Raw genomic sequence first — 26,444 nt, forward strand, 5'->3', positions numbered from 1 at the left:
AAATCGGGCGCCCGAAGGCGCCCGATGCCGAAATGGGGAACAGGCCGAGGATTACTTCAGCCCGGCCTTGTCGGTGACCGCCGTGGTCGTCGCTGTTGCGTCGGGCTCCTTGGAGATGACGCCACCGGCCGACAGCATGGTCTGCACCGTCTGCTTGTAATCGGCCGGCTCGAGCGCGCCCGACGTTCCGTCGGTGAGCTTGTTCACTTCTCCGATCATGTATTTCTGGTGATCGAGCGTCTGCGAACCGGACTCATCGGCGTCGACGGTGATCTGCGCCGCTTCGTCTGGGTTCTCGCGCGCATAGGCCCAACCCTTCTCGGAAGCCTTCACGAAGCGGGCGAGCTTGTCGACATAGGCCGGATCGGCAAGCTTGCCCTCGAGCGCATAGAGACCGTCCTCGAGCATGCCGACATTCTCGTCGCGATAGTTGAAGACGACGAGGTCTTCGGCCTTGATGCCGGCATCGAGGATCTGGCCATATTCGTTATAGGTCATGGCCGAGATGCAATCCGCCTGCTTCTGCACGAGCGGATCGACGTTGAAGGCCTGCTTCAGAACCGTGACGCCATCGGCGCCGCCTTCGGTCTTGTAGCCAAGCTTGTTCATCCAGGCCATGAACGGATATTCATTGCCATAGAACCAGACACCGAGCGTCTTGCCCTTGAAATCGGCCGGCGTGGCGATGCCGGTGTCCTTGCGGCAGACGAGCAGCAGGCCGGAGCTCTTGAATGGCTGCGCGATGTTGACGAGCTTGACGCCCTTTTCGCGCGAGGCGAGCGCATCCGCCATCCAGTCGACGATCACGTCGGCGCCGCCGGCCGCGATCACCTGCACCGGCGAGATGTCCGGCCCGCCCGGCTTGATCGTGACGTCGAGCCCTTCCGCGTCATAAAAACCCTTGGCCTTGGCCACCAGATAGCCGGCGAACTGGGCCTGCGTGACCCATTTCAGCTGCAGGGTCAGCGGGTCGGCCGCAAAGGCAGGCCCGCTCATCGCAAGGCCGGTCGCGGCAGCGATCGCGCCCATCATCCACTTCTTCATTGACCCCTCCAGGTTGTCGTTTCCGTCCCTAAGTGCGGAAGGACGGATGCCAGAAAGTCGCGGCGCGCTCGGCGAGCGCGACCACACCGTAGAACGCGGAGCCGGCCAGCGCCGCCACCGCGATTTCCGCCCACACCATGTCGATGTTCATGCGCCCGACTTCGGTAGAGATACGGAAACCCATGCCCACGATCGGCGTGCCAAAGAACTCCGCTACAATGGCCGCGATCAAGGCGAGAGTCGAATTGATCTTGAGCGCGTTGAACACGAACGGCATCGCCTCCGGCAGCCGCAGCTTGAACAGCGTCTGCCAATAGGTCGAGGCATAAGTCCGCATCAGATCGCGGCTGATCGGCTGCGAGGCGGAAAGCCCGGTGACCGTGTTCACCAGCATCGGAAAGAACGTCGAGACCACGACGACAGCCGCCTTGGAGGGCCAGTCGAAGCCGAACCACATCACCATGATCGGCGCGATGCCGACGATCGGCAGCGCCGAGACGAGATTGCCGATCGGCAGCAACCCGCGCTTCAGAAACGAGACGCGGTCGACCAGGATCGCCACCAGGAAACCTGAGCCGCAGCCGATCGCATAGCCGGCCACGACCGCTTTCAGGAAGGTCTGACGGAAATCGGCGGCAAGGATCGGCAGTGAACTGGCGATGCGCGTTCCAATCGCCGAAGGCGGCGGGATCAGCACGAACGGCACCTCGAAGACGACGACGACGATCTGCCAGAGGATCAGCAGCCAAAGACCGAACAGGAACGGAATAAGCAGCGACAGCACAAGGCCAGGCAGGCCCGGTCGGCGCGGCCATTCCGACAGTTCGGTGACCAGCGCCCAGGCGAGCAGCCAGGATGTCAGCACCAGCGCCCAGAACCCGCTGCCGGCATGACCGGCAAGGCTGGGCAGCAGACCGATGGCCATCGCCGCGCCGCCATGCGCTGCCAGCGCCAGCAATCCCGCCGCGACAAGGCTGCGCCGGGCGCGGATCGCGGCGATGATGGCGGCCGCCATGACCGCGACCAGCGCCCAGCCGGCCGGCCCCTCGCGCACCAGCAGCCGCGCCGGATCGGCTGAATCAAGCGGCATTGCGAAAAGCGCGATCAACCCGACCAGCGCGATCCAAGGCTGGATATGGCCACGGTTCCGGTTCATCGCGCGAGCCCCATTCGCTTGACGACCGCCGTGCCGCCGAGGCTGACCATCCAGACGAGGAGCGCAGCCAGCACGGACGCTGCGATGAGCGCGGACCAGATCTGCACCGTCTGCCCGTAATAGGAGCCCGCGAGCAGCCGCGCGCCGATGCCCGCCGAAGCGCCGGTCGGCAATTCGCCGACGATGGCGCCGACGAGGCTGATGGCAATCGCGACCTGCATCGAGGCAAACAGGAATGGCAGCGCCGCCGGCATACGCAGCTTCCAGAAGGTCTGCCAGCGATTGGCCGAATAGGTCCGCATCAGATCGACGAGGATGGTATCGGGGGAGCGCAGCCCCTTCACCAGTCCGACCGTGATTGGAAAGAAGGAGAGATAGGTCGAGATCAGCGCCTTCGCGATGAAGCGCGACGTATCGGTCGAAAAGCCCATCTGCCCGTTCATGAGATTATAGCCGACCACGACGATCATCGGCGCAATGGCGACGATCGGGATGGTCTGCGAGGCGATCACCCACGGCATCAGGCTGCGATCAAGGCTCGGCACATGCACGATGGCCGCCGCAAGGATCAGGCCGAGCAACGCACCGGAAAGGAAACCGGCGAGCGTCGCGGAAAGCGTGATCCAGGAATGATAGACGAGGCTCTTCTTGGAGGTGACCGGCGTCAGCGCGGTCGACTTCCAGATCTCGGCGACGATCTGATGCGGTGCCGGCAGCAGCGGTCGGTCCATGGCATAGGTCGCGAGCAGAAGTTCGCTCGCTGTCGGTTCCTTCTTGGCGCGCAGGAAGGCATCGCGCGCCAGCGTCGCATTCATGAAATAGGCGCCGACATACCAAAGCGCGATCAAAGCCAGCGTCACGACGAGGACCGGAACGAGCTTACCCTTAGGCTTTGCTGGCAAGGGGTGCGGAGTAGCAGCAAGTGCCGTCATGACCACACTCTATCCGCCAGCGGTGGCAGAAAGGCCGCCCGGTGCTCGGCCTCGATCAACCAGCGCTCAATCCTCATAGGAGTGCCCAGCTCTGAGGCCAGCACGGACGCGGGCGGCGATGGCGAGGAATTCCGGCGTCTCGCGGATGTCGAGGCTGCGGTGACGCGGGAAGCCGCACTCGATGATATCGGTGACGCGGCCCGGCCGCGGCGACATCACCACGATCTTGGTCGAGAGAAACACCGCCTCGGGGATCGAATGGGTGACGAAGACGACGGTCTTCTGCGTCCGGTCCCAGAGCCGCAGCAGCTTTTCGTTGAGATGGTCGCGGACGATCTCGTCCAACGCCCCGAACGGCTCGTCCATCAGCAAAAGCTCGGGCTCAACCGCAAGCGCGCGGGCGATCGAGGCCCGCTGCTGCATGCCGCCCGAGAGCTGCCATGGATATTTCCGCTCGAAGCCGGCGAGGTCCACGAGTGCGAGATTGTCGGCGACGCGCTTCTCGCGATCGGCCCTGGTGAGCCCCATGATCTCCAGCGGCAACGCGATGTTCCGGGCGATCGTGCGCCAGGGATAGAGCGCCGCCGCCTGGAAGACATAGCCATAGGCGCGCGCGAGGCGTGCCTCCTCCGGCGAGACGCCGTTGACTGTGATCGAGCCGCCGGTTGGCTGCTCCAGATCGGCGATGACGCGCAGCAGCGTGGTCTTGCCGCAGCCCGATGGGCCGATGAAGGAAACGAACTCGCCGCGCTTCACCTCGAGGTCGATATCCGACAGCGCCTGAACAGGGCCGTCATTGGTGTTGAAGACGAGCGAAAGACCAGCGATCGCAATCGCCGGACTTTCGCTCTTCTTGCCTGATGTCCCCTCCCCGGTCATCAGGCGCTCAGACGCCGATCGGCATGTGTTCGGCCGAGCGGGTGACGGCGCGCGGCGCGGTCAGCTCTTTCCATTTGGAGAGCGCCCGGTTGACGGCCGGGAAGGGCTTGCGCGGGATGAACTTGCCGCGACCGGGCTGCGGCTGCGAGTTCTGGCCGTCCGACCAGACCACTTCGCCGCGCGAGAGCGTATAGCGCGGCAGGCCGCGCACCTCGACGCCCTCGAAGACGTTGTAGTCGATGATAGACTTCTGGTTGGCCGCCGAGATCGTCTTCGAGAGCTTCGGATCCCAGACGACCAGGTCGGCGTCGGAGCCCGGCAGGATGGCGCCCTTACGCGGGTAGATATTCAGAATCTGGGCGATGTTGGTCGAGGTCACGGCGACGAACTCATTCGGCGTCAGCCGTCCCGTCTCGACGCCGCGTGTCCACAAGACCGGCATGCGGTCCTCGATCCCGCCGGTCCCGTTCGGGATCTTGCGGAAATCGCTGGCGCCCATCCGCTTCTGCTCTGTGGTGAAGGAGCAATGGTCCGTCGCCACCACCTGCAGCGAGCCGGCGGCCAGCCCGGCCCACAGGCTGTCCTGGTGGCTCTTGTCACGGAAGGGCGGCGACATCACACGCCGCGCCGCATAGTCCCAGTCGCGATTGAAATACTCGCTTTCGTCGAGGACAAGATGCTGGATCAATGGCTCGCCATAGACGCGCATGCCCTTCTGACGTGCCCGGCGGATCGCCTCGTGCGCCTGCTCGCAGGAGGTATGGACGATATAGACCGGCACCCCTGCGGCATCGGCGATCATGATCGCGCGATTGGTCGCCTCGCCCTCGACCTCGGGCGGCCGCGAGAAGGCGTGCGCCTCCGGCCCGGTTTTACCTTCGGCCATCAGCCTCTGCTGCAGGGCGGCGACGATATCGCCGTTCTCGGCATGGACGAGCGGCAGCGCGCCGAGCGCGGCGCAGCGCTGGAACGAGGCGAACATCTCGTCGTCGTTCACCATCAGCGCGCCCTTGTAGGCCATGAAATGCTTGAAGGTGTTGATGCCGCGGTCGACGATCTTCGCCATCTCGTCGAAATGCGCCTCGGACCAGCCGGTGACGCACATGTGAAAGGAATAATCCCCCGATGCCTGGCGCGTTGCCTTGCCGCTCCAGTCCTCGAGCGCTGCGAGCATGCCGGCCTCGCCGGGGATGACGAAATCGACGACCGTGGTCGTGCCGCCGGAAAGGGCCGCGAAGGTGCCGCTCTCCCAGGTTTCAGCCGCCGTGGTGCCCATGAACGGCATTTCGAGATGCGTGTGCGGGTCGATGCCGCCCGGCATCACATAGGCGCCGCTCGCATCGACCACCGTATCGCCTGAAAGATCGGGCCCGATCGCCTTGATCGTCTCGCCCTCGATGAGGATATCCGCCTCATAGCTGCGGTCCGCGGCCACGATCGTGCCGCCCTTGATCACCGTCGACATCTGTAATCCCTCTCTGTTTCTGGCAGGCGGATCAGCCGACGATCTCGGCCGTCTCGAGCACGGCGTGCAGAAGCACGTCCGCCCCGGCTGATGCCCATTCCGGTGTGATGGTTTCGTCTTCGTTGTGCGAGAGCCCGTCGACGCATGGGCACATGATCATGGTGGCCGGCGCCACCTTGGCGGCCCAGCAGGCGTCGTGTCCGGCTCCGGAAATGATGTCCATATTGCTGTAGCCGAGCCGCTCGGCGGCGCTGCGGACCCGCCCAACCAGCACCGGATCGAAGGTCACCGGGTCGAAATGGCCGACCGGCTCGATCGTGCAGCCGACCGCGAGCTCGGCGGCGATCAGCAACGCCTCCTCTTCGATCCGCGCGCGCATGCCGTCGAGCTTCGCCTGATCGGGGCTGCGGATATCGATCGTGAACACGACCTTGCCGGGCAACACGTTGCGCGAGTTCGGCGTGAAGAACACCTGGCCGACGCCGCCGACGGCGCCGGGCTGGCTCTCCATCGCAACCGTCTGCACCATCTCGATGATCCGCGCCATGGCAAGACCGGCATTGACGCGCATCGCCATCGGCGTCGAGCCTGTATGCGCTTCCTTGCCGGTCAGCGTCACTTCGAGCCACCACAGGCCCTGGCAATGCGTGACGACGCCGATCTGCTTCTTTTCGGCCTCGAGGATCGGCCCCTGCTCGATATGATATTCGAGATAGGCGTGCATCTTGCGCGCCCCGACATTCTCCTCGCCCAGCCAGCCGATGCGCTTCAGTTCCTCGCCATAGGTCTTGCCTTCGGGATCCTTGCGGCCATAGGCGTAGTCGAGCGTCAGCTGTCCGGCAAAGACGCCCGAGGCGAGCATGGCCGGCGCAAAGCGCGCGCCCTCCTCGTTCGCCCAGTTGGTCACGACGATCGGATGCTTCGTCTTGATGCCGAGATCGTTGAGGCTGCGCACGACTTCCAGCGCCGAGAGCACGCCGAGCACGCCGTCGAACTTGCCGCCGGTCGGCTGGGTATCGAGATGCGAGCCGACATAGACCGGCAGCGCCGCCGGATCGGTGCCCGGCCGCGTCATGAACATGGTGCCCATCTTGTCGACGCCCATGATGAGCCCAGACGCCTCGCACCAGCCCTCGAAAAGCTTCCGCCCCTCGCCATCGGCGTCCGTCAGCGTCTGGCGATTATTGCCGCCCCTGAGGCCTGGCCCGATCTTCGCCATCTCCATCAGGCTGTCCCACAGGCGCTCGCCATTGATGCGGAGGTTATCGGTCGGGGCGGTCATGTCGGTACTGTCCTCAAAGAGCTCGACAGCCTGTCATTGCCGGGCTCGACCCGGCAATCCAGACCTTTACTGGAGATCGGCAACAAGACTGAATCCCCGGGTCAAACCCAGGGATGACGACTGAGAATGCAGCAGCCGAATTTGACCACATCCTCACATCGTCGGGAAGTTGAACACGGCGCCGGACTTGATGCCATCCGGCCAGCGCGAGGTGACGGTCTTGATCCGCGTATAGAAGCGGACGCCTTCCGGCCCATAGATGGCATGATCGCCGAAGATTGACCGCTTCCAGCCGCCAAAGGAATGATAGGCGACCGGAACCGGGATCGGAACATTGATGCCGACCATCCCGGCCTCGATCTTGTCGGCAAACGACCGCGCGGCGTCGCCGTCGCGCGTGAAGATCGCCGTGCCATTGCCGAATTCATGGGCATTGATCAGCTCGACTGCCTCGTCATAAGTCCCGGCGCGCAGCACCGAGAGGACAGGACCGAAGATCTCCTCGCGGTAGATCGTCATTTCCTTGTCCACATGATCAAAAAGCGTGCCACCGACGAAGTAGCCGCCCTCATAGCCCTGCAGCTTGAAGCCGCGCCCGTCGACGACGAGCTTGGCGCCCTCGGCGACGCCCTTGTCGATATAGGTCGCGACCTTGTCGAGATGCTGCTTCGTGACGAGCGGCCCCATCTCGGCCTCGCGGTCGGTCGCCGGGCCGATCTTCAGCGACCGGACCCGCGGCGCCAGCGCCTCGATCAGCGCATCGGCCGTCTTGCCACCGATCGGCACGGCCACCGACACCGCCATGCAACGCTCGCCGGCCGAACCGTAGCCCGCGCCCATCAGCGCATCGGCCGCCTTGTCCATGTCGGCGTCCGGCATGATGACCATGTGGTTCTTGGCGCCGCCGAGCGCCTGAACGCGCTTTCCGGCTGCCGTGCCCGTCGCATAGACATAGGAGGCGATCGGCGTCGAGCCGACGAAGCTGACCGCCTTGATGTCGCGATGGGCGAGGATGGCGTCAACGATCTCCTTGTCGCCATGCACGACATTGAGCACGCCGGCCGGCAGCCCGGCCTCATAGAGCAGTTCAGCGACGACCATCGCTGCACTCGGATCCTTCTCCGAGGGCTTCAGGATGAAGCAATTGCCGGCGGCGATCGCCACTGGATACATCCAGAGCGGCACCATGCAGGGAAAGTTGAACGGCGTGATGCCGGCAACGACGCCGAGCGGCTGGCGATCGGAATAGCTGTCGATCGAGGGGCCGACATTCTTCGAATATTCGCCCTTCAAAAGATGCGGGATGCCGCAGGCGAACTCGACCACCTCGAGCCCGCGCTGCACTTCGCCGAGCGCATCGTCATGCGTCTTGCCATGCTCGGCAGAGATCGCCCGCGCGATGCGATCGGCGTTCTGCTCCAGGAGATCCTTGAAGCGGAACATCACGCGCGCCCGCTTCAGCGGCGTCGTCTCGGCCCAGGCCGGAAACGCCGCCTTGGCAACCGCAACGGCGGCGTCGAGTTCCGCGGCCGTGGAAAGCGGCAGCTCGGCGATCTGTTCGCCGGTCGCCGGGTTGAAGATCGGCGCCATGCGGGCCGAGGCCGATGGCTGCTTCTTGCCGCCGATGAGATTGGCGATCTTGTCCATGTGCTGCTCCTCCCCAGCCGCTCAGTCGGCCTGCTTCAGCAAGCGGCCGAGCGTCTCGAAGATCTGGTCGATATGCGTCTTCTCGATGATCAGAGGCGGCGAAAGCGCGATGATGTCGCCGGTGGTGCGGATCATCAGGTTATTCTCGAACGCCTTGAGGAAGATCGAAAAAGCCCGCTTGGTCGGTGCACCGGCAATCGGATCGAGTTCGATCGCGCCGATGAGGCCGAGATTGCGGATGTCGATGACATGCGGCAGGCCCTTGAGGCTGTGCAGCGCGTCGGCCCAATAATCCGCGAGCTCGGCGGCGCGCGTCAGCAGACCTTCCTCGGCATAGATGTCGAGCGTCGCGAGCGCGGCCGCGCAGGCGACCGGATGCGCCGAATAGGTATAGCCGTGGAACAGTTCGATCGTGTTCTCGGGCGCATCCATGAAGGTGTCGTAGATCTTCTTGGAAGCGAACACCGCGCCCATCGGCACGACGCCCGACGTGATGCCCTTGGCCGTGCAGACCATGTCCGGCACGACATCGAAATAATCGACTGCGAACGGCGTGCCGAGGCGACCGAAGCCGGTGATGACCTCGTCGAAGATCAGGAGAATGTCGTGCTTGTCGCAGATTTCGCGCAGGCGCTTCAGATAGCCCTTCGGCGGAATCAGCACGCCGGTCGACCCAGCCACCGGCTCGACGATCAGCGCCGCGATGTTGGAGGCGTCATGCAGCGCGATGACCTTTTCGAGGTCCTCGGCGAACTCGGCGCCATATTCCGGCTCGCCGCGCGTGAAGGCGTTGCGCTCGAGATCATGCGTGTGGCGAATGTGGTCGACGCCGGTCAAGAGCGTCCCGAACGTCTTGCGGTTGCCCGAAATGCCGCCGACCGAAATGCCGCCGAAGCCTACGCCGTGATAGCCGCGCTCGCGGCCGAGCAGGCGGAACTTCGTGCCCTTGCCGCGCGCACGGTGATAGGCGAGCGCGATCTTGAGGGCCGTATCAACCGACTCCGAGCCCGAATTGGTGAAGAACACATGGTCGAGCGGCGACGGCATCATGCCGGCGAGGCGGGCCGCAAGCTCGAAGGCCTTCGGATGACCCATCTGGAAAGCCGGGGCGTAATCGAGCTCGGCCACCTGCGCCGAAACCGCCTCGACGATCTTCGCCCGGCCATGGCCGGCATTGACGCACCAGAGGCCGGCCGTGCCATCGAGGATCTGACGCCCGTCGTCGGAGGTGTAATACATGTCCTTGGCAGCGACGAGCAGGCGCGGGTTCTGCTTGAACTGCCGGTTGGCCGTATACGGCATCCAGAAGGCTTCGAGATTGTTCGGGCGGACGGGGGCGGTCATGATGGAATGGTCTCCAGGATGCCGGGCGGGACGGTTCGACCGGTCATTTTCCTGAACGTAGGCCCGCCGGAAAAGCCGGTCAATTCGTTGCGGACGTTAAGAGTGTTCTTTATATTGAACACATGAACGATGCCCATTTCGACATCGATGTCGGCGCGCGCCTGCGCGATCTGCGCCTCAAGCAAGGCCTGTCGCAGCGCGCGCTAGCGAAGCGCGCCGGCGTTTCCAACGCCACGGTATCGATGGTCGAGGCCAATCGCGTCAGTCCCTCGGTGTCGGGCCTTCGCCAGATTCTCGCCGGCATCCCGATCAGCCTTGGCGAGTTCTTCGCCGGCCCGCCGGGCGACCGCGAGCAGGTCGTCTTTCGCGCCGACGAATTGAAGGAGATCGCCGGCGGCCCGATCTCGTTCCGCCAGGTCGGCGCCAATCTCGAAGGGCGCGCGCTGCAGATGATCCATGAGCGCTATCGGCCGGGCGCGGAAAGTGGCAAGGCGATGCTCTCGCATCAGGGCGAGGAAGCCGGCCTCGTCATCCGCGGCCGCATGCTGCTGGAAGTCGCCGGCATCCGCCATGAACTCGGCCCCGGCGACGCCTATTTCTTCGACAGCCGCAAGCCGCACGCCTTCAGGAATATCGGCGAAGGCGAGCTGGAACTGGTCTCGGCCTGCACGCCGCCCAGCTTCTAGACGGCCGCGAAACGGCCGAAATGCGGGGCCGCGCGTCGACAATCCTCGCTGGCACCCGCCGCGTCCGATGGCGAAGCCCATCGAGCACCGCTATTCTTGCCGTCCGGATGCGGGAGATCATCAATGGCCGTCAAGCGGGTCGTCACCAATATCGGACCTGTCCGCCCTGCCGAAGCCAAGGCGTTCTATGGCGATATTCTCGGCATGGAGATCGTCATGGACCATGGCTGGATCGTCACATTTGCGGCCAACACCCGGTCACGACCCGAGGTGAGCTTTGCCGTCGAAGGCGGCTCCGGGACGCCTGTGCCTGACCTCTCCATTGAAGTCGATGATCTCGATGTGGTTCTTGAGGCGCTGGCTGCGGCCGACATCGCGATCGAATATGGTCCGGCTCACGAGCCTTGGGGCGTGCGCCGGGTCTATGTCCGCGATCCCTTCGGCAGGCTGGTCAATATCCTTGCCCATGCTGATCGCGGTGACTGATTGCGGCAGACGCGAAGCCGTCAGGCCGCAACCTGCTTCAGCGCGACGCAGATATCATCCACAACCGAGGTGACGACCGTCTCGTCATCGCCTTCCGCCATGACGCGGATGAGCGGCTCGGTGCCGGAGGGGCGGATCACGAGGCGGCCGGAGCCCGAGAGACGTGCCTCGCCTTCGGCGATCGCGGCCTTGACGCTGGCCGTATCAAGCGGCTTGCCACCGCCGAAGCGAACATTCTTGAGGATCTGCGGCACCGGCTCGAACCGGCGGCAGACCTCGCTCACCGGCTTGCCGGTCTGGCGCACCACCGCAAGAATCTGCAGCGCCGAAACGAGGCCATCACCGGTGGTCGAGAAATCCGAGAGGATCAGATGGCCGGACTGCTCGCCGCCGACATTGAAGCCATGCTGGCGCATATGCTCGACGACATAGCGGTCGCCGACCTTGGTGCGGGCCAGCGATAGACCGAGGGACCCGAGATAGCGCTCAAGCCCGAGATTGGACATGATCGTCGCGACGATCCCGGGCTTGGAGAGCTTCCCCTCCTCGGCCCAGGAGGCGGCAACGACGGCCATGAGTTGGTCGCCGTCGACGATCTCGCCGCGCTCATCGATCAGGATCACCCGATCAGCGTCGCCATCTAGCGCGATGCCGATATCGGCGCGCACTTCATGGACCTTGCGCCTGAGCGCATCCGTCGCGGTCGAGCCGACATCGCGATTGATGTTGAGCCCGTCGGGCTTGTCACCAATCGAAATCACTTCTGCGCCGAGTTCCCACAACGCTTCCGGCGCCACCTTGTAGGCCGCACCATTGGCTGTATCGATGACGATCCTGAGGCCGGACAGATCGAGCGACTTCGGCAGCGTCCGCTTGGCGAATTCCACATAGCGCTCGCGCGCACCATCGATGCGCTTGGCGCGCCCGAGGTCGCCGGAGGCCGCGAGGCTTCCCGACAGATCTTCCTCGATCAACGCCTCGATCCTTGCTTCGGCTTCGTCCGAGAGCTTGTAGCCGTCCGGGCCGAACAGCTTGATGCCGTTGTCCTCATAGGGATTGTGCGAGGCCGAGATCATGACGCCGAGATCGGCCCGCAACGAACGCGTCAGCATGGCAACGGCCGGCGTCGGCATCGGACCGAGCAGGAAAACGTCCATCCCGGCGGCGGTGAAACCGGCCGTCAGCGCCGGTTCGATCATGTAGCCGGACAGACGGGTATCCTTGCCAATGACAACGCGATGTCGATGCGCGCCATTGCGGAAGGCAATACCGGCCGCAATGCCGACCTGCAGTGCCATTTGCGGCGTGATCGGGAAAGCATTGGCCTTGCCCCGAATGCCGTCTGTACCGAAGAGCTTGCGCGCCATCACTGCCATCCGTCTTTTCGCATGCGGACCTTCATAGTCCGAACACTAGGCGAAGACCGTTCAAAATTGATGAGCGACGGTCACATCCTCGCCGCGCCTTTGGATGAGAGGATGCACCAACGAAAAGGGCGGCCCGAAGGCCGCCCGATTGCGTGGCAAAACAAATCCATCAGGCCTGCGGCTGCGGCTCGAGGCCGGTATCGCCCTTCGGCCGGGGACCGCGTGTCGTCGGCACCACCGAGGGACGCGAGGGCGGCGTGTCATCGCCCGTATCGCGGATCGGCGGCTTGCCGGCGAGCAGGCCACGGATCTCGTCGCCGCTCATCGATTCATATTCGAGCAGACCCTGGGCCAGGATTTCGAGGTCGCCATGCTTCTCCGAGAGGATCCGGCGCGCATCGTCGAGGCCCATCTCGACCAGGCGCCGAACCTCGGCGTCGATCTTGCGAGCCGTCTCTTCCGAGACATTCTGCGTCCGCGACACCGAATGGCCGAGGAACACCTCTTCCTGGTTCTCGCCATAAGCGACCGTGCCCAGCTCTTCCGAGAAGCCCCAGCGCGTGACCATCGCCCGGGCAAGGCGCGTTGCCTGCTCGATATCGGAAGCGGCGCCGGACGTGACCTTGTCCTTGCCGAAGGTGATCTCCTCGGCAATGCGGCCGCCCATCATGATGGAGAGACGCGAGGTCATCTGCTCGTAGCTCATCGAGAGCTTGTCGCGCTCCGGCAACTGCATGACCATGCCGAGGGCACGGCCGCGCGGAATGATCGTCGCCTTGTGGACCGGATCGGTGGCGGGGACGTTGAGGGCAACGATCGCGTGGCCAGCCTCGTGATAGGCGGTCAGGCGCTTCTCGTCCTCGGTCATCACCAGCGAACGCCGCTCGGCGCCCATCATCACCTTGTCCTTCGAATCCTCGAACTCGCGCATGGTGACCATGCGCTTGTTTCGCCGGGCCGCCATCAGCGCCGCTTCGTTGACGAGGTTCATCAGGTCGGCGCCGGAGAAGCCGGGCGTACCGCGAGCCAGCGTCTTCAGGTCGACGTCGGGCGACATCGGCACCTTACGGGCGTGCACCTTCAGGATCTTCTCGCGTCCGACGACATCCGGATTGGGGATGATCACCTGACGATCGAAGCGGCCGGGACGCAGAAGCGCCGGGTCCAGCACGTCGGGACGGTTGGTCGCGGCGATGATGATGATGCCTTCGTTCTGCTCGAAGCCATCCATCTCGACGAGCAGCTGGTTCAGCGTCTGCTCGCGCTCGTCATTGCCGCCACCGAGACCGGCGCCACGATGGCGGCCGACAGCGTCGATTTCGTCGATGAAGATGATGCAGGGCGCGTTCTTCTTGGCCTGCTCGAACATGTCGCGGACACGGCTTGCGCCGACGCCGACGAACATCTCGACGAAGTCGGAGCCCGAAATGGTGAAGAACGGCACATTGGCTTCACCGGCGACGGCGCGCGCCGTCAGCGTCTTGCCGGTGCCGGGCGGGCCGACGAGCAGCACACCACGCGGAATCCGTCCGCCGAGCCGCTGATACTTCTGCGGGTCGCGCAGGAATTCGACGATCTCCTGCAGGTCTTCCTTGGCTTCGTCGACACCGGCGACGTCGTCGAAGGTGACGCGGCCATGCGCCTCGGTCAGGAGCTTGGCCTTCGACTTGCCAAAGCCCATCGCCTTTCCGCCAGCCCCGCCCTGCATCTGGCGCATGAAGAAGATCCAGACCGCGAGGATCAGGAACATCGGGAACCAGGAGATGAGCACGCCGATCAGCGAGGTGCCGGCCTCGGACGGCGGCTTAGCGGAAATGGCGACGCTCTTCGCCTCGAGCCGCTTCACAAGATCGGAATCCTGCTGCGGGGCAAAGGTCTGGAAGCCGCTATTGTCGCTGTAGGAGCCGCTGATCTGCTGGCCCGCGATCACAACGCTCTTTACCCGCCCGGAATCGACATCGTTCAGGAACTGCGAGTAGGCGATGTCTTGCCCAGCCGCGCGCGGTCCCGGGTTCTGGAACAGGTTGAAAAGCGCGATCAGAAGCAGGCCGATAATGACCCAAACGGCGAAGTTGCGAAAATTCGCGTTCATAAGAGTCCCTTCAAGGGCGGGGAGCTGCGCACGGGCGCTGCTCGTCACCCGCTAAGATAGGTGTGTGGACCTGTGAAGCCAAGTGAAGCTCTGGCGGCGCCGACGCATAAAATGCCAGAATGGTTGAGACGCTCGTCATAGATCATCGATCCGCGTTCGATCAAGCAGCCGAAGTGGCACGATCGAGCGCATTTCAGCGCGGATTCGCTGCGCGGGGTCGGCGTCCATCCCGAGAACGGGTGCGGCGATGAGCGTATCGCCGCGATAAAGTGCGGGGCAGGCTTCGATGGCGCGTGGCAATCCATCGACGAGGCATGCACCCACGGACCGCCGTCCGGCCTCGCCGAGTGCCGCGAGCCGCAGTGGTACGCCATCTGACGTGACACGCACGGAGAAACGGCCGTCCCAGACACCGTCAAAGGCGCCGCTGACAGCGATCTCGGGCAGTCCGTCGCGCCCGGCCTCGCGCTGGAAACGCAATTCGCCCTTCCGACGCTCGACGGTCACGCCGGCCAGCGTGCGCGCCGGCACGGTTCCGGCACCGCCGGTCATGGCCGCCGCGAGATCCGAGAGACTGTCGAGGCGCGGACCATAGGTGGCGCCGCCCACCGCCCTCAGGATGCGGGCAAGGACCCGCAGCCGCGTTTCCTCGGGCTCGGCCGCGAGGCGAGCCGCCTCGAGCCGCACTGCGCCGGTGACGTCGACACGCGCCGCGTCTAGCAACCGATCGGCATAATCATCGAGGGCCGATGCCGCGCGGCGAAACCGGGTCGCGGTCGCGACCAGCGTCGGCGTGTCGAGGCCTTCCCTGGCGAGAGCCGCCATCAGGGCGCGAATGCGGGCCCGGGCAAAGCGATCGTCCTCGTTGTGCGGATCGAGAACAGGCTCAAGACCTGCTTCAGCAACGATGGCGGCGAGCGCAGACCGGCGGAGACCGAGAAGCGGACGCGCGATGCGGATGCCCTCGCGCCGGCTTTCCGTTGCCATCGCGGAGAGGCCATAGACGCCCGAGCCGCGCGCCATACGCAGCAGCAGCGTCTCGGCCTGGTCGTCGGCATGGTGCGCGGTCATGAGCACGGCCGCGCCTTCCGCGCGCGCGGCGGCGAACAGCAAGCCGTAGCGGAGCGACCGCGCCGCCGCCTCGATATCGGATTCCGGCGCCGGTCCTGTGCCACGAAGCGCCCGGAAATCCAGTCCAAGCCGGGACGCCGCGGCGCCGACAGCCGCAACCTCGGCCGCCGCCTCGGCCCGCAGGCCATGATCTACGGAGAGCACGACGAGACGCGGCCCCGCATCGAGCGACTGCCGCCAATGATGCGCAGCGAGCATCAGCGCCAGCGAGTCCGCCCCGCCGGAGACCGCGAGCGCGATTACCGGCTCGTCAGCCCAGCGGCTGAAAAGCCCGGCGCGATCAGCGCCGATGTAAGGCTCAGCAGCTCGCACTGGCCTGTTCGGTCTTGACGCGCTGCATCAGCGCGTTGGAGGCCTTCGGATATTTCTTCAGGATCTCGGCATAGGTGCCGCAGGCGGCGTCGCGCTGGCCGAGGCCGACCAGCGAGAGGCCGAGCTTCAGCAGCATGTCGGGCGCCTTGCCGCTCTTGGGATATTGCTGGTAGCCGGTCAGGAACGCATCGGCCGCGCCGCGGAAGTCGCTGCGCTGATAGAGGCTCTCGCCGATCCAGAACTGCGCGTCCGGCGCCAGCGCATCACCGGGATAATTCGCGAGGAAGACCTGGAAGGCCTTTTCGGCAACGTCGTAATCGCCCTTCAGAACCAGATCATAGGCCGTGTCATAATCGCTGCGTGAATTGCCAGAGGGCGCCGGCGCCGGCGAAGGCGTCGCGGCCGGAGCAGCGAGCGTCGCAAGATCGAGCGGCTGGCCGTTGGCGCCCGCCGGCAACTGGCCGAGCGGTCGCGGCGGGGTGCCCGGCCCTCCGGCATCGACAGGGGCAACGTCTGAGCCGGACCCAATCGCCTGACCGATTGGATCGGGCGCAGCGGTGGCAGCGGGAGCATTCGCCGGCGGGCGAACACCCGGCGCCGCGGGTGCTTCGGCCGCCGTCCTGCGACTGCCCGAAGTCCCGCCTTGCGAGGCGCGGATCTGCGCCTGCAACTGGTTGAGCTGGAACGTCAATTCCTCGATCTGGCCGGTCATCTGGCGCATCTGTTGCTCCATGCGGTCCATCCGCATGGCGGCCTGCGCCTCGCTGGAGGGCGATGCAGCCTGCGCCGAGAAGCCTGGCGTGGCGTTGGTGCTGCCGCCGCCAACCGATGACGGCGGCGCCGGCGCATTGGGGTCCGGCATCTGCTGCTCGCGCTTGAAGATGTCGAAGAGGCCGGCATGCGCGGGCGCACTCGACGCCAGGACCATGGCACCGAGCGCCACGGCGAGTAATGTGTCGCGTGTCGTCATTGATCCATCCATGGGACGGCGCGCAACGCGCCGGACAAACCGCCGCACTGATCGCGGCATCCCTTTGGATGCATAGAGACCGTTGAGTTCGGCCAAAGTTTGACGCATGGCCAAACGACAGCGGCGGCTCCCGTTCAGGAAGCCGCCGCGTCACGATCCGCTGGTGGACGGATGGGCCTAGTTGTCGAGCACGGTGACGGCGCGACGGTTCTGCGACCAGCAGGAAATGTCGTTGCAGACCGCGACCGGGCGCTCCTTGCCATAGGAAATGGTGCGGATACGGGCCGGGCTGATGCCACGCGAGACGAGATAGTTCTTGACGTTGGTGGCGCGGCGGGCGCCGAGCGCGATGTTGTATTCGCGCGTGCCACGCTCGTCAGCATGACCCTCGATGGTCACCTGATAGCGCGGGAAGCGCTGCAGCCATGCGGCCTGCTTGTCGAGAGTGACGCGGCCCTGCGCCGAAACGTCGGTCTGGTCGGTATCGAAGAAGACGCGGTCGCCGACATTGACGACGAAGTCCTGCGCGCTGCCCGGCGTCGCGGAGCCGATGCCACCGGCGCCGGCGCCTTCCGGACCACCCGGCTTGTTGGCGCAAGCAGCCAGCATGAGAGCAAGGCCCAGGAACCCGACGAGCTTCACCCCGTGCGAGACCGATCGAATATCCATCATCAAATAAACTCCTTGTCCACCATGATCGGACTGCCGGTTTTTAGGCTGCGCTTGGTTAAATGCGGGTTCACGGACAGGGTTGATCAAAGGTTAAGCGATTGCGCGATACGCGACTCGGCGCGGCGGAAGCCTTGATCCGTCTCGATTCCGCCAACGCTCGAAAGCAACGGGCGATCCCGGCGGATGAAGGAAATTGAGCGGCGCAGCTGGGCGCCGCTTCAGTTGATCAGGGGCGACCAGGCGGGATCCGAGCCGAAATTGGGCGTCGGTACGCGGAACTCGTTGTAGCCCGTCAGGTCGATCGACCAGAGTTGCGGACCGCCCGTCGGGCCTGGGACGTCGCGGAAGAACATCAGCACGCGGCCGTTCGGCGCCCAGGTCGGACCCTCGTTGTGGAAGCCCTCGGTCAGGATGCGTTCGCCTGAGCCATCTGGCTTCATGACGCCGATGGCAAAGCCATTCGCGGATTGGCGCGTGAAGGCGACGAGATCGCCGCGCGGCGACCAGACCGGCGTCGAATAGGACCCCTGACCGAACGAGATGCGGGTCGGATTCGAGCCATCTGCGCCCATCACATAGATTTGCTGGCTGCCGCCGCGATCGGACGTGAACGTGATCTGCGAACCATCCGGCGAATAGGACGGGCTGGTATCGATCGAGGCCGAATTGGTGAGCCGCGTCGTCTTCTTCGAGCGCAGGTCCATCCGGTAGATGTTCGCGTTGCCCTGGTCCTCGAGGCTCATCACGATGCTTTGGCCATCCGGCGAGAAGCGCGGCGCGAAGGTCATGCCCGGGAAATTGCCGACCAATTCGCGCTGTCCCGTTTCAATATTGAGCAGGTAAACGCTCGGCTGATCCTGCCCATAGGACATGTAGACAATTTCCTGCGACGACGGATTGAAGCGCGGCGTCAGCACCAGATCGTTGCCACGGGTCAGGAAGCGGGCATTGGCGCCGTCCTGATCCATGATCGCGAGGCGCTTGACGCGCTTGTCCTTCGGCCCGCTCTCGTCGACATAGACGATGCGCGTATCGAAATAGCCGCCGTCGCCGGTGAGCCGCTCATAGATCGCGTCGGCGATGATATGGGCGACGCGGCGCCAGTTGTCGGGGCTCGTATAGAATTGCTGTCCCGCCATCTGCTGGCCGGCATAGATGTCCCAGAGGCGGAACTCGGCCTTGAGGCGGCCGTCGGGCTGGCGCGTCACGCCGCCTGTCACCAGCGCCTGCGCGTTGATGACCGTCCAGTCCTGGAAGCGCGGCGTCTGGTCGGCGCGCGTGATCTTCTCGATGAACGAAGCCGGATCGAGCGGCATGAACAGGCCGGAGCGCTTGAGATCCGCCGCCACGACGCCGGAGACATCGGCGGCGAGCTGCGCGTCCTCGGCGGTGCCGCCGATGAAGGTCGGAATCGCGATCGGCAGCGGCTGGACATTGCCCTGCGTGACGTCGAGGCTGATCAGCGCCTCGGCCCGATCGGCCGTCATCACCCCGGCAGCGAACATGGTCGCCGCGAGGCCGATAGATGCGAAGGTCAGGCGAATGAAGCGGAGCGGCCCGGCGGCGCGTCTCTCGGCAGCGTGAACCGTCATGATGGTGTTCCTTGAATCCGAAAGTCTCGAGTTGGGCCGGTCATGCATGAAGATAACGGCGGTGCGGTGACGAAGGCGCATCATCCCTGCGGGCTGAAACGCATCTGGACTTCGCTCCACTGGTCATATTTCTCGGCCGGAAGCTGATACGGCCCGCATTGCAGGACTGCGCGCACTGCGCCTTCGGCGGCGACGGTGCCGTAATTGCTGGCGGGATACTGCTCGATACTGGGCGTTCCATTGACGGTGCCGTCCTGATTGAGCTTGAAGCGGATCGTGACCGTCACCTCGCGCGGATCGGTCCAGCCGACCGGCAGGTTCCAGCAGCGCTGCACCTGCGAGCGCAGCGCGTCGAGCTCGCTTTGCGACATCATCGCCGTCGGATTGCGCGCCTCTTCGGCGCCGAAGCTCTCGGGCTCCTGGCTCGCCTGCGTGCTACCGGTCGGCTTCTGGCGGTCGAGCAGCGCCGAAATCTTGTCCGGATCGAATTTTGAATCGGTCGTGCTCTGCGTCGGCGTCGCCGGCTTCGCAGCGGCCGTCTGGTCGGGCTTCGGCGGCGTCGGCGTTGGCGGGGTCGGCCGAACGCGCGGCTTCGGCGCCGGTGGCGGCGGCGGCGCTTCGGCAACCTTCTCGGCCTCGGGCGGCTTTGGCGCGACGGCAGGTTCAGGCGACGGCGCAGGCGCCGGCTCGGCCGGTTTTTCAGGCGCGGCCGGTGTCGGTGGAGGCGTCGCCTCGGCCTTCGGGGCGGGCGGCGTCGGCTCGGCCTTTGGTGCCGGCGGCGTCGGATCCGCCTTGGGCGGTGGCGGCGTAGAGGGCGGTGTCGGCTTTGGCGGTGGCGGCGTCGGGGCCGGCTTCGGCGAATCCTTTTCAGCCGGCTTGTTCGGCGAGGGCTTGTCCTTGACCTCAGCGGTCTTCTTGCCCTTCTGCAGGCTGGTCAGATCGGAGATCGGCACAAGCTCGACCGGCAGCGCCTCGACCGAGCTCGTATCGAACGGCTTGGTATCGGGCAGCGCAAAAAGGCCCCAGAAAATAATGAGGAGATGGGCAATGATCGAAGTGATGAGCCCGGTACGCATCGGGATCAGCCGCCCTGGGAGTCGATCGTGACCAACCCGATGTTGCGGTAGCCGGCGCCGGAGATCAGGCCCATGACCTGCATGATCGCGCCATAATTACTGGTCTTGTCGCCGCGCACGAAGATGCGCTCGTCATAGCCGGTGGTGGCGATCGCCTTGAGCTTCGGCACGAGTTCGTCGGCCGCAATCTCGGTGTCCTGCAGGAAGATCTTGCCCGCCGGGTCGATCGTGATCGAAATCGGATCCTTGTCCGCCGAGAGCGCCTTGGCCTCGCTCTCAGGCAGGTTGATCGGAACGCCGGACGTCAGCATCGGCGCCGAGACCATGAAGATGATGAGCAGAACGAGAATGACGTCGACGAAAGGCGTGACGTTGATCTCGCTCATGATCGCGGTCGAACGACGGCGACGACGCGCGCCGCGGCGCCCGCCTCTCCCGCCTGCCCCACCGACGGCCATGGCCATTGCTCAGTTCCTCTCGTCGATCTGGCGCGACAGGATCGCGGAGAACTCGTCGGCGAAGCCCTCGAGGCGGCCGGTGATCTTGCCCGACGAACTTGCGAGCTTGTTGTAGGCAATAACGGCGGGAATGGCCGCGATCAGGCCGAGCGCGGTCGCCATCAGCGCTTCCGCGATGCCCGGCGCCACGACGGCGAGCGAGGTGTTCTTGGACGCTGCGATGGCCTGGAACGACGTCATGATGCCCCAGACCGTGCCGAACAGGCCGATGAACGGACCCGCCGAGCCGACCGTCGCCAGGAACAGGAGCCGGCTTTCGAGCCGCTCGCTTTCCCGCGCGATCGTCACGTCGAGCACGCGGTCGATACGCATCTGCAGACCGATCGGCGAGCGCGCGCCCGCCTCGAACGAGCGCTTCCACTCGCGCATCGCCGCGACGAAGAGCGCTGCCATGGCGGATGCCGGCCGGCTCGACAGCGAGCGATAGAGATCCTCCAGCGACTGGCCGGACCAGAACACCTTCTCGAACCGGTCGATCTGGCGCTTGACGCGGCCGTAGAGAAGGACCTTGTCGACGATGATCGCCCAGCTCCAGATCGAAGCGAAGCCGAGCCCCAGCATCACGCATTTGACGACGATATGCGCGTTGAGGAACAGCGTGATGAGGGACAGGCTTGCAGCAGGCGCGTCGAGTGCTGCCTGGCCCACGTCGGCCGGATTCATTCGCTTCGAACCTCTCGGGGTTGACCCTCGATGCCTCGGTGCTGACCTTGGCGTTTACGAGGTCGGGACCGGCCTGATGCTGATCCCCGCCTGGAAATTATGTCCTTGCAAGCGGCGGGCCGGACGTGAACTCCCGGTGGCTGTCTCGCCTTCAAATTTGTCGAAAAGAGGGCGTTTCCATCAGGTTTTCGGCCGCTTCCGCGTCGCTTGCTTATAGCGGGAGCATGGTTAATCAATCCTTATTGCGGCGCCGCAGCGAAACGCTCCGCCAGCGCGTCCGGAATACGGCACGGCCGACCGGCCCGGTTGACCAGAACCACCGTCACGGTCGCGTCGACGAGCCGCTCTCCGTCCCGCATGACCTGCTGCGACAGGATGATCCGCGCCCCGCGAATCTCCTTCGGCCGCGTCACGACTTCGACGACATCGTCGATCCTAGCCGGACGGCGGAACTCGATTTCGAGCCTGTGAACGGCGAAGGCGAGCGATTCGCCGGTTTCGCCGGCATCGAGCGCCGCGTGATGGACGCCGAGCAGGCGCACATATTCGGTGCGGCCCCGCTCCAGGAAGCGGACATAGGAGGCGTGATAGACGACGCCGGAGAAATCCGTGTCCTCGAAATAGATGCGGATCGGCAGCACATGGCCATCGGCCGTATGGCGGCCGGACGAGGGAAGATTGGCCTCGCTCACGGGTCTTCCTCGAAAAGAGGGAGTGGAAGGGCCGGCACGCTCGGCGCGGCAAGGCCGAGATGCGCAAAGGCATGCGGCGTCAGGACGCGGCCGCGCGGCGTGCGCTGAACCATGCCCTGCTGGATCAGATAGGGCTCGACGATCTCCTCGATCGCATCCCTCGGCTCGGCGAGTGCTGCGGCGATCGTCTCGATGCCAACAGGGCCGCCGCCGAACGACATCGCGATCGTCGTCAGATAGCGCCGGTCGAGTTGATCGAGCCCCATCGCGTCGACCTCGAGCCGCAGCAGCGCCTTGTCGGCGATCGCCCGGTCGATGACGCCCGACCCCTCGACGAGCGCAAAGTCACGCACCCGCCGGAGCAACCGGCTGGCGATGCGCGGCGTCCCGCGCGAGCGTCGCGCGATCTCGCTGGCGCCATCCTCGCTCATGGCGACACCCATCAGCCGCGCGCCGCGCGAGACGATGTGTTCAAGCTCGGGCACCGTATAGAACTGCAGGCGCACGGGGATGCCGAAGCGATCCCGCAGCGGCGTCGTCAGGAGGCCCAGCCGCGTCGTCGCGCCGACCAGCGTGAATTTTGCGAGTTCGATGCGCACCGAGCGAGCCGCGGGGCCCTCGCCGATGATCAGATCGAGCTGATAATCCTCCATCGCCGGATAGAGGATCTCCTCGACGGCCGGCGACAGCCGGTGGATCTCGTCGATGAAGAGGACGTCGCGCTCCTCGAGATTGGTCAGAAGTGCCGCGAGATCGCCGGCCTTGGCGATGACGGGACCCGAAGTCGCGCGAAAATTGACGCCGAGCTCGCGCGCGACGATCTGCGCCAGCGTCGTCTTGCCAAGACCGGGCGGGCCGACGAACAGCACATGATCGAGCGCATCCTTGCGTCCGCGCGCCGCCTCGATGAACACCGAAAGATTGGCGCGTGCCTGCGCCTGGCCGACGAAATCGGCCAGCACCTTCGGCCGCAGCGTGCGGTCGTCATCTTCCTGCTGCTCGGCGCCGCCAAGCAATCGGCTGTCGCTCATCGTCCCTCCGGCGGCGGCAAGGCCGCGCTCATCGGCAACGTCCCTAGCAGAGAGATGCTGCAGCAGCCATTGCTCATCGCGTCCATCCCGCGGCAGCGGGCGCCAGCGACGCGACACGCCAGCAGATGAGCGTCGCGATGAGACTGCCGAGCACGACCCAACCGGCGAAGAGCGCGATCCGCGTCGCGCCGAGGAACGGGTGGCCATAGCCGACAACGGCGATATCGGCGATGAGCCCGACGGCGATCCCTGTCGCGGCAGCGAATCGCCAACCGACCGTACCGAACAGAATCTGGCGAACCGCGATCGCAGCGCCGGCCATCGCGGAGGGCAACAACAGCGCGCCATAGATCATCAGCCAGCCGACACGCAGCAGCACCAGCATCAGTCCGGTCGCGACCACCATCGACGTCGTTGGATCGAAGCGGCGGCCGATGGTCAGCGCATCGATCGCATCACCGGCAAAGGTCGTCAGGATGACGCCGAGGAACAGCACCGCGCCCAAGACCAATGGCGCGACCAGCACGAACAACGCCACGCCAACCGTGATCTGGAACAGTTCGCGCCCGCCTGATGGACGCGGCGCGATCTCGGGCTGATGGCCGCTCACCGCGCAAGCTCCTTGAGGCCGAGGCGGATCAATTGCTCTGTCGTCGCACCTTCGCCGGCATTGCGGGCGGCAGCCGCAACGGCTGTTCCGGCCTGGACCTGCGGATAGCCGAGATTGACGAGCGCCGAGACCGCATCGGCGATCGGCTGTGGCGCCCGCTTCTCGGAAAGCTCGGTCTGCAAGGCAATCGCGGCGGGATCGGCCGTCGAATAGGCCGGTGCCTTGTCCTTCAGTTCGGCCACGACGCGCGCCGCCACCTTCGGCCCGACGCCCGGCGCCCGCGCGATCTGCGCCTTGTCGGCCATGGCGATGGCGGTCGCGAGATCGCCCGGCTTCAGCACACCGAGGATCGCCAGCGCCACCTTGGCGCCGATACCCTGCACGGTCATCAGGAGGCGAAACCACTCACGCTCGACATCGGCGGCAAAGCCATAGAGGCGGATCATGTCCTCGCGAACATAGGTCTCGATCGCGAGTTGCGCCGCCTCGCCCGGCGCCGGCAGCCCCTGCAGCGTGCGCGAGGAACAATGCACCTGATAGCCGACGCCGCCGACATCGAGGATGACCCAGTCTTCCCCGAAGGAATCGACGATGCCCTTGAGCTTGCCGATCATATGCTGATGTCCCCGATGGCACTGTAGCGAATCGTAGGTGTCGTGACGGCCTGCGACCGGCGCCGATCCGGCAGCCGCGTCCCGGATGCGCCACGAATGAAAACAGGCGGAATCATCTCACAAGCCTGCCTCAACCCACCAGCGCCTTCATCCGCGCCAGCGAGACGCGGTGATGGGCGTGGCAGATGGCAACCGCCAGCGCGTCGGCCGCGTCGTCCGAATCGAAATCGGCCTTCGGCAGCAGCACGCCGACCATCATGCGGATCTGCGCCTTCTCGGCATGACCGGCGCCGACAACGGTTTTCTTGACCGAGTTGGGCGAGTACTCGGCAACGGAAATACCCGCCAGCGCCGGCACCAGCAACGCGATGCCGCGCGCCTGGCCGAGCTTCAGCGTGCCGGCGGGATCCTTGTTGACGAAAGTCTGCTCGACGGCCGCCTCGTCGGGCTGAAAAGCCGCGACGATCTTGGTCAGCCCCTCATGCAGCGCCACGAGCCGATGCGCCATTTCGCCGTCGAGCGTCGCGCGGACGGTTCCGGCCGCGACATAGGATAGCGTATTGCCGCGGCACTCGATGAGGCCCCAGCCTGTCCGTCGCAAACCTGGGTCGATGCCCAATATCCGAATCACTGCCACCATCCTCCAGCACTAGACGAAGATGGCGCGGCAAAGAAGAACGTTCGGTGAACGCCCGCCTAAAGCGGCGGGACGCCGTCCTTCTCCGCCTGGATCGCGCGCGCCGTCAGCGCGCCATCGCCCTGCGGATTGACCATCACGGCGACGAGCGCGCCCGGCTTCACCAGCGCCATGTCGCCGGGGATGATAGCGACGATGCGCGTATCAGGATCCACCTCGATCGACTGCGCGCCACCGGGGTAGGTCAGCTGCAACGTCGAGCCGGCCGGATCCGCGGTCACGGTGGCGACCGTCGCATTGGTCATGGTCTGGTTGGGTCCGGCCATCGGATGGTGGCCCTCGCCAACGCCGCGCATGGCCGCCGAGAAGATGTGCACCTCCTGCGCATGCAGCTTGCCGTCCGCTCCGGCGACGGCAGCGGAGCCGACATAATCGCCGGCCTTGATGTCGGAGAGCTTGCTGTTCGCGAGCGCCGTGACCGAAAGATGCGGCGGCAGATGGATGGTCTTCTCGGTCCCATCCGCCTGCTTGACGGTCAAAAGGTCGCCGGTCAGCGTCTCGACCGTGCCGCGGACGCGGGTTGGCGGAGAGGCGGCAAAGGCAGAGGTCGCAGCAACGAGTGCGACGCCGACAAACAGGCGATTGAAGAGAGTATGCGCGCGCATGATCCGGTTCCGATGGAGGCCCCGGTGGACAGTCTAGCCCAAACGGACGCCCCAAAGGACAGCACGCGAAAATGTGTTGGCGACGTGAGCGGGCGTCCCGATCAGGCGGCCGTCAGCTTCTGCAACACCTCGTCCGAAACTTCGAAATTGGTGTAGACGGCCTGGACGTCGTCATCGTCGTCGAGCTGGTCGATCAGCTTCAGCAGCGAAGCTGCCTTCTCTTCGTCGACGGGGACGAGATTCTGCGGCTTCCAGACGGGCTTCACCGACTCGGCCTCGCCAATCTTTTCTTCGAGCGCCTTGGCGACGTCGCCCATCGCCTCGAAAGCGGCGATCACGACATGGCCTTCCTCGGTGCTCTCGACATCATCGGCGCCGGCTTCGATCGCCGCCTCCATGATGGCGTCGGGCGTGCCCGCCTCGGGCTTGTAGGTGATCTGCCCGACATGATCGAACATGAACGAGACGGCGCCGGTCTCGCCGAGCGCGCCACCGGCGCGGGTGAAATAAGAGCGGACCGCGCTCGCCGTACGGTTGCGATTGTCGGTCAGCGCCTCGACCACGACGGCGACGCCGCCGGGCCCGTAACCCTCGTAGCGGATCTCGTCATAGTTCTCGCCGTCATTGCCGAGCGCCTTCTTGATGGCGCGATCGACATTGTCCTTCGGCATGTTTTCGGCGCGCGCATTCTGGATCGCGAGACGCAGCCGCGCATTCATCTTCGGATCAGGCAGGCCGAGCTTGGCGGCCACGGTGATCTCGCGGGCCAGCTTGGCGAACAGCTTGGAGCGCTTGGCGTCGGCTGCGCCCTTGCGGTGCATGATGTTCTTGAATTGTGAATGGCCGGCCATCGTCCGTCGTCCTGTCAGCTGCGGCGCGGC

26 protein-coding genes are annotated in these 26,444 nt (G+C 65.2%); 2 read left to right on the plus strand and 24 right to left on the minus strand.

What is annotated here, in order from left to right:
• Positions 1–51: 51 nt before the first annotated feature.
• The 8 genes from LB518_RS10280 to aptA form a co-directional block, all read right to left on the minus strand.
• Positions 52–1,044: an ABC transporter substrate-binding protein gene (locus LB518_RS10280; protein WP_224576821.1), complete on the minus strand. Its 993-nt coding sequence runs from the start codon at positions 1,042–1,044 to the stop codon at positions 52–54.
• Positions 1,045–1,072: 28 nt separating this feature from the next.
• Positions 1,073–2,200 carry an ABC transporter permease gene (locus LB518_RS10285; protein ID WP_224576823.1) on the minus strand — a complete coding sequence of 376 codons (1,128 nt, stop codon included), beginning with the start codon at positions 2,198–2,200 and terminating at the stop codon, positions 1,073–1,075.
• A complete protein-coding gene (locus LB518_RS10290; RefSeq protein WP_224576825.1) occupies positions 2,197–3,132 on the minus strand; it encodes an ABC transporter permease in 936 nt (311 codons plus the stop codon). The genes LB518_RS10285 and LB518_RS10290 overlap by 4 nt, the downstream gene beginning before the upstream one ends.
• Before the next feature lie 66 nt (positions 3,133–3,198).
• The gene (locus LB518_RS10295; protein WP_224576827.1) at positions 3,199–4,011 is read right to left on the minus strand and encodes an ABC transporter ATP-binding protein; all 813 of its coding nucleotides are present in this window, start codon (positions 4,009–4,011) and stop codon (positions 3,199–3,201) included.
• Between the two features lie 7 nt (positions 4,012–4,018).
• A complete protein-coding gene (gene hydA, locus LB518_RS10300; RefSeq protein WP_224576829.1) occupies positions 4,019–5,476 on the minus strand; it encodes a dihydropyrimidinase in 1,458 nt (485 codons plus the stop codon).
• Between the two features lie 31 nt (positions 5,477–5,507).
• Entirely contained in the window at positions 5,508–6,758 is a 1,251-nt protein-coding gene (locus tag LB518_RS10305) for a Zn-dependent hydrolase (RefSeq protein WP_224576831.1), read from the minus strand.
• A gap of 153 nt (positions 6,759–6,911) precedes the next feature.
• Positions 6,912–8,405, minus strand: a complete 1,494-nt coding sequence (locus tag LB518_RS10310) for a CoA-acylating methylmalonate-semialdehyde dehydrogenase (protein WP_224576833.1) — start codon at positions 8,403–8,405, stop codon at positions 6,912–6,914.
• A 21-nt stretch (positions 8,406–8,426) separates the two neighbouring features.
• Entirely contained in the window at positions 8,427–9,749 is a 1,323-nt protein-coding gene (aptA, locus tag LB518_RS10315; protein WP_224576835.1) for an omega-aminotransferase AptA, read from the minus strand.
• Between the two features lie 122 nt (positions 9,750–9,871).
• Here aptA and LB518_RS10320 point away from each other — a divergent pair, with 122 nt between their 5' ends.
• Both LB518_RS10320 and LB518_RS10325 read left to right on the plus strand, forming a co-directional pair.
• Complete coding sequence (locus LB518_RS10320; protein ID WP_224576837.1) at positions 9,872–10,435, plus strand: cupin domain-containing protein; 564 nt, start codon at positions 9,872–9,874, stop codon at positions 10,433–10,435.
• A 123-nt stretch (positions 10,436–10,558) separates the two neighbouring features.
• Positions 10,559–10,921 carry a VOC family protein gene (locus tag LB518_RS10325; RefSeq protein WP_224576839.1) on the plus strand — a complete coding sequence of 121 codons (363 nt, stop codon included), beginning with the start codon at positions 10,559–10,561 and terminating at the stop codon, positions 10,919–10,921.
• 20 nt (positions 10,922–10,941) lie between these two features.
• On the opposite strand, the gene glmM is transcribed toward LB518_RS10325, so the two are convergent.
• From glmM to LB518_RS10405, 16 genes are all read right to left on the minus strand, one after another.
• A complete protein-coding gene (glmM, locus tag LB518_RS10330; RefSeq protein WP_224576851.1) occupies positions 10,942–12,288 on the minus strand; it encodes a phosphoglucosamine mutase in 1,347 nt (448 codons plus the stop codon).
• 169 nt (positions 12,289–12,457) lie between these two features.
• Positions 12,458–14,380: an ATP-dependent zinc metalloprotease FtsH gene (ftsH, locus tag LB518_RS10335; RefSeq protein WP_224576863.1), complete on the minus strand. Its 1,923-nt coding sequence runs from the start codon at positions 14,378–14,380 to the stop codon at positions 12,458–12,460.
• A 135-nt stretch (positions 14,381–14,515) separates the two neighbouring features.
• Positions 14,516–15,823 carry a tRNA lysidine(34) synthetase TilS gene (gene tilS / locus LB518_RS10340; RefSeq protein ID WP_224576874.1) on the minus strand — a complete coding sequence of 436 codons (1,308 nt, stop codon included), beginning with the start codon at positions 15,821–15,823 and terminating at the stop codon, positions 14,516–14,518.
• Positions 15,810–16,793 carry a tol-pal system protein YbgF gene (gene ybgF, locus LB518_RS10345; RefSeq protein WP_224576876.1) on the minus strand — a complete coding sequence of 328 codons (984 nt, stop codon included), beginning with the start codon at positions 16,791–16,793 and terminating at the stop codon, positions 15,810–15,812. Before ybgF ends, tilS begins: the two co-directional genes overlap by 14 nt.
• A 177-nt stretch (positions 16,794–16,970) precedes the next feature.
• Positions 16,971–17,465: a peptidoglycan-associated lipoprotein Pal gene (gene pal / locus LB518_RS10350; protein WP_224576877.1), complete on the minus strand. Its 495-nt coding sequence runs from the start codon at positions 17,463–17,465 to the stop codon at positions 16,971–16,973.
• A 218-nt stretch (positions 17,466–17,683) separates the two neighbouring features.
• A complete protein-coding gene (tolB, locus tag LB518_RS10355) occupies positions 17,684–18,952 on the minus strand; it encodes a Tol-Pal system beta propeller repeat protein TolB (protein WP_502845819.1) in 1,269 nt (422 codons plus the stop codon).
• A gap of 185 nt (positions 18,953–19,137) precedes the next feature.
• Positions 19,138–20,133 carry a cell envelope integrity protein TolA gene (gene tolA / locus LB518_RS10360; RefSeq protein ID WP_224576879.1) on the minus strand — a complete coding sequence of 332 codons (996 nt, stop codon included), beginning with the start codon at positions 20,131–20,133 and terminating at the stop codon, positions 19,138–19,140.
• A 5-nt stretch (positions 20,134–20,138) separates the two neighbouring features.
• Positions 20,139–20,597 carry a protein TolR gene (gene tolR / locus LB518_RS10365; RefSeq protein WP_224576881.1) on the minus strand — a complete coding sequence of 153 codons (459 nt, stop codon included), beginning with the start codon at positions 20,595–20,597 and terminating at the stop codon, positions 20,139–20,141.
• Between the two features lie 3 nt (positions 20,598–20,600).
• Positions 20,601–21,314, minus strand: coding sequence for a protein TolQ (gene tolQ, locus LB518_RS10370; protein ID WP_286198645.1), 714 nt, complete (start codon positions 21,312–21,314; stop codon positions 20,601–20,603).
• A 239-nt stretch (positions 21,315–21,553) separates the two neighbouring features.
• A complete protein-coding gene (gene ybgC / locus LB518_RS10375) occupies positions 21,554–22,006 on the minus strand; it encodes a tol-pal system-associated acyl-CoA thioesterase (RefSeq protein ID WP_224576883.1) in 453 nt (150 codons plus the stop codon).
• On the minus strand, positions 22,003–23,037 hold the full coding sequence (gene ruvB / locus LB518_RS10380; RefSeq protein ID WP_224576885.1) for a Holliday junction branch migration DNA helicase RuvB: 1,035 nt from the start codon (positions 23,035–23,037) through the stop codon (positions 22,003–22,005). The genes ybgC and ruvB overlap by 4 nt, the downstream gene beginning before the upstream one ends.
• A gap of 73 nt (positions 23,038–23,110) precedes the next feature.
• Entirely contained in the window at positions 23,111–23,647 is a 537-nt protein-coding gene (locus LB518_RS10385; RefSeq protein WP_224576887.1) for a hypothetical protein, read from the minus strand.
• Positions 23,644–24,261 (minus strand): Holliday junction branch migration protein RuvA, encoded by a 618-nt coding sequence (ruvA, locus tag LB518_RS10390; protein WP_224576889.1) that lies wholly within the window; start codon positions 24,259–24,261, stop codon positions 23,644–23,646. Before ruvA ends, LB518_RS10385 begins: the two co-directional genes overlap by 4 nt.
• A 130-nt stretch (positions 24,262–24,391) precedes the next feature.
• The gene (gene ruvC / locus LB518_RS10395; RefSeq protein WP_224576891.1) at positions 24,392–24,901 is read right to left on the minus strand and encodes a crossover junction endodeoxyribonuclease RuvC; all 510 of its coding nucleotides are present in this window, start codon (positions 24,899–24,901) and stop codon (positions 24,392–24,394) included.
• 56 nt (positions 24,902–24,957) lie between these two features.
• Entirely contained in the window at positions 24,958–25,563 is a 606-nt protein-coding gene (locus LB518_RS10400) for a hypothetical protein (protein ID WP_224576893.1), read from the minus strand.
• A 101-nt stretch (positions 25,564–25,664) separates the two neighbouring features.
• Positions 25,665–26,414, minus strand: coding sequence for a YebC/PmpR family DNA-binding transcriptional regulator (locus tag LB518_RS10405; protein ID WP_224576895.1), 750 nt, complete (start codon positions 26,412–26,414; stop codon positions 25,665–25,667).
• Positions 26,415–26,444 lie beyond the last annotated feature (30 nt).

Origin of the sequence: Mesorhizobium sp. BR1-1-16 (assembly GCF_020165495.1) — a bacterium.
GTDB lineage: Bacteria > Pseudomonadota > Alphaproteobacteria > Rhizobiales > Kaistiaceae > Kaistia.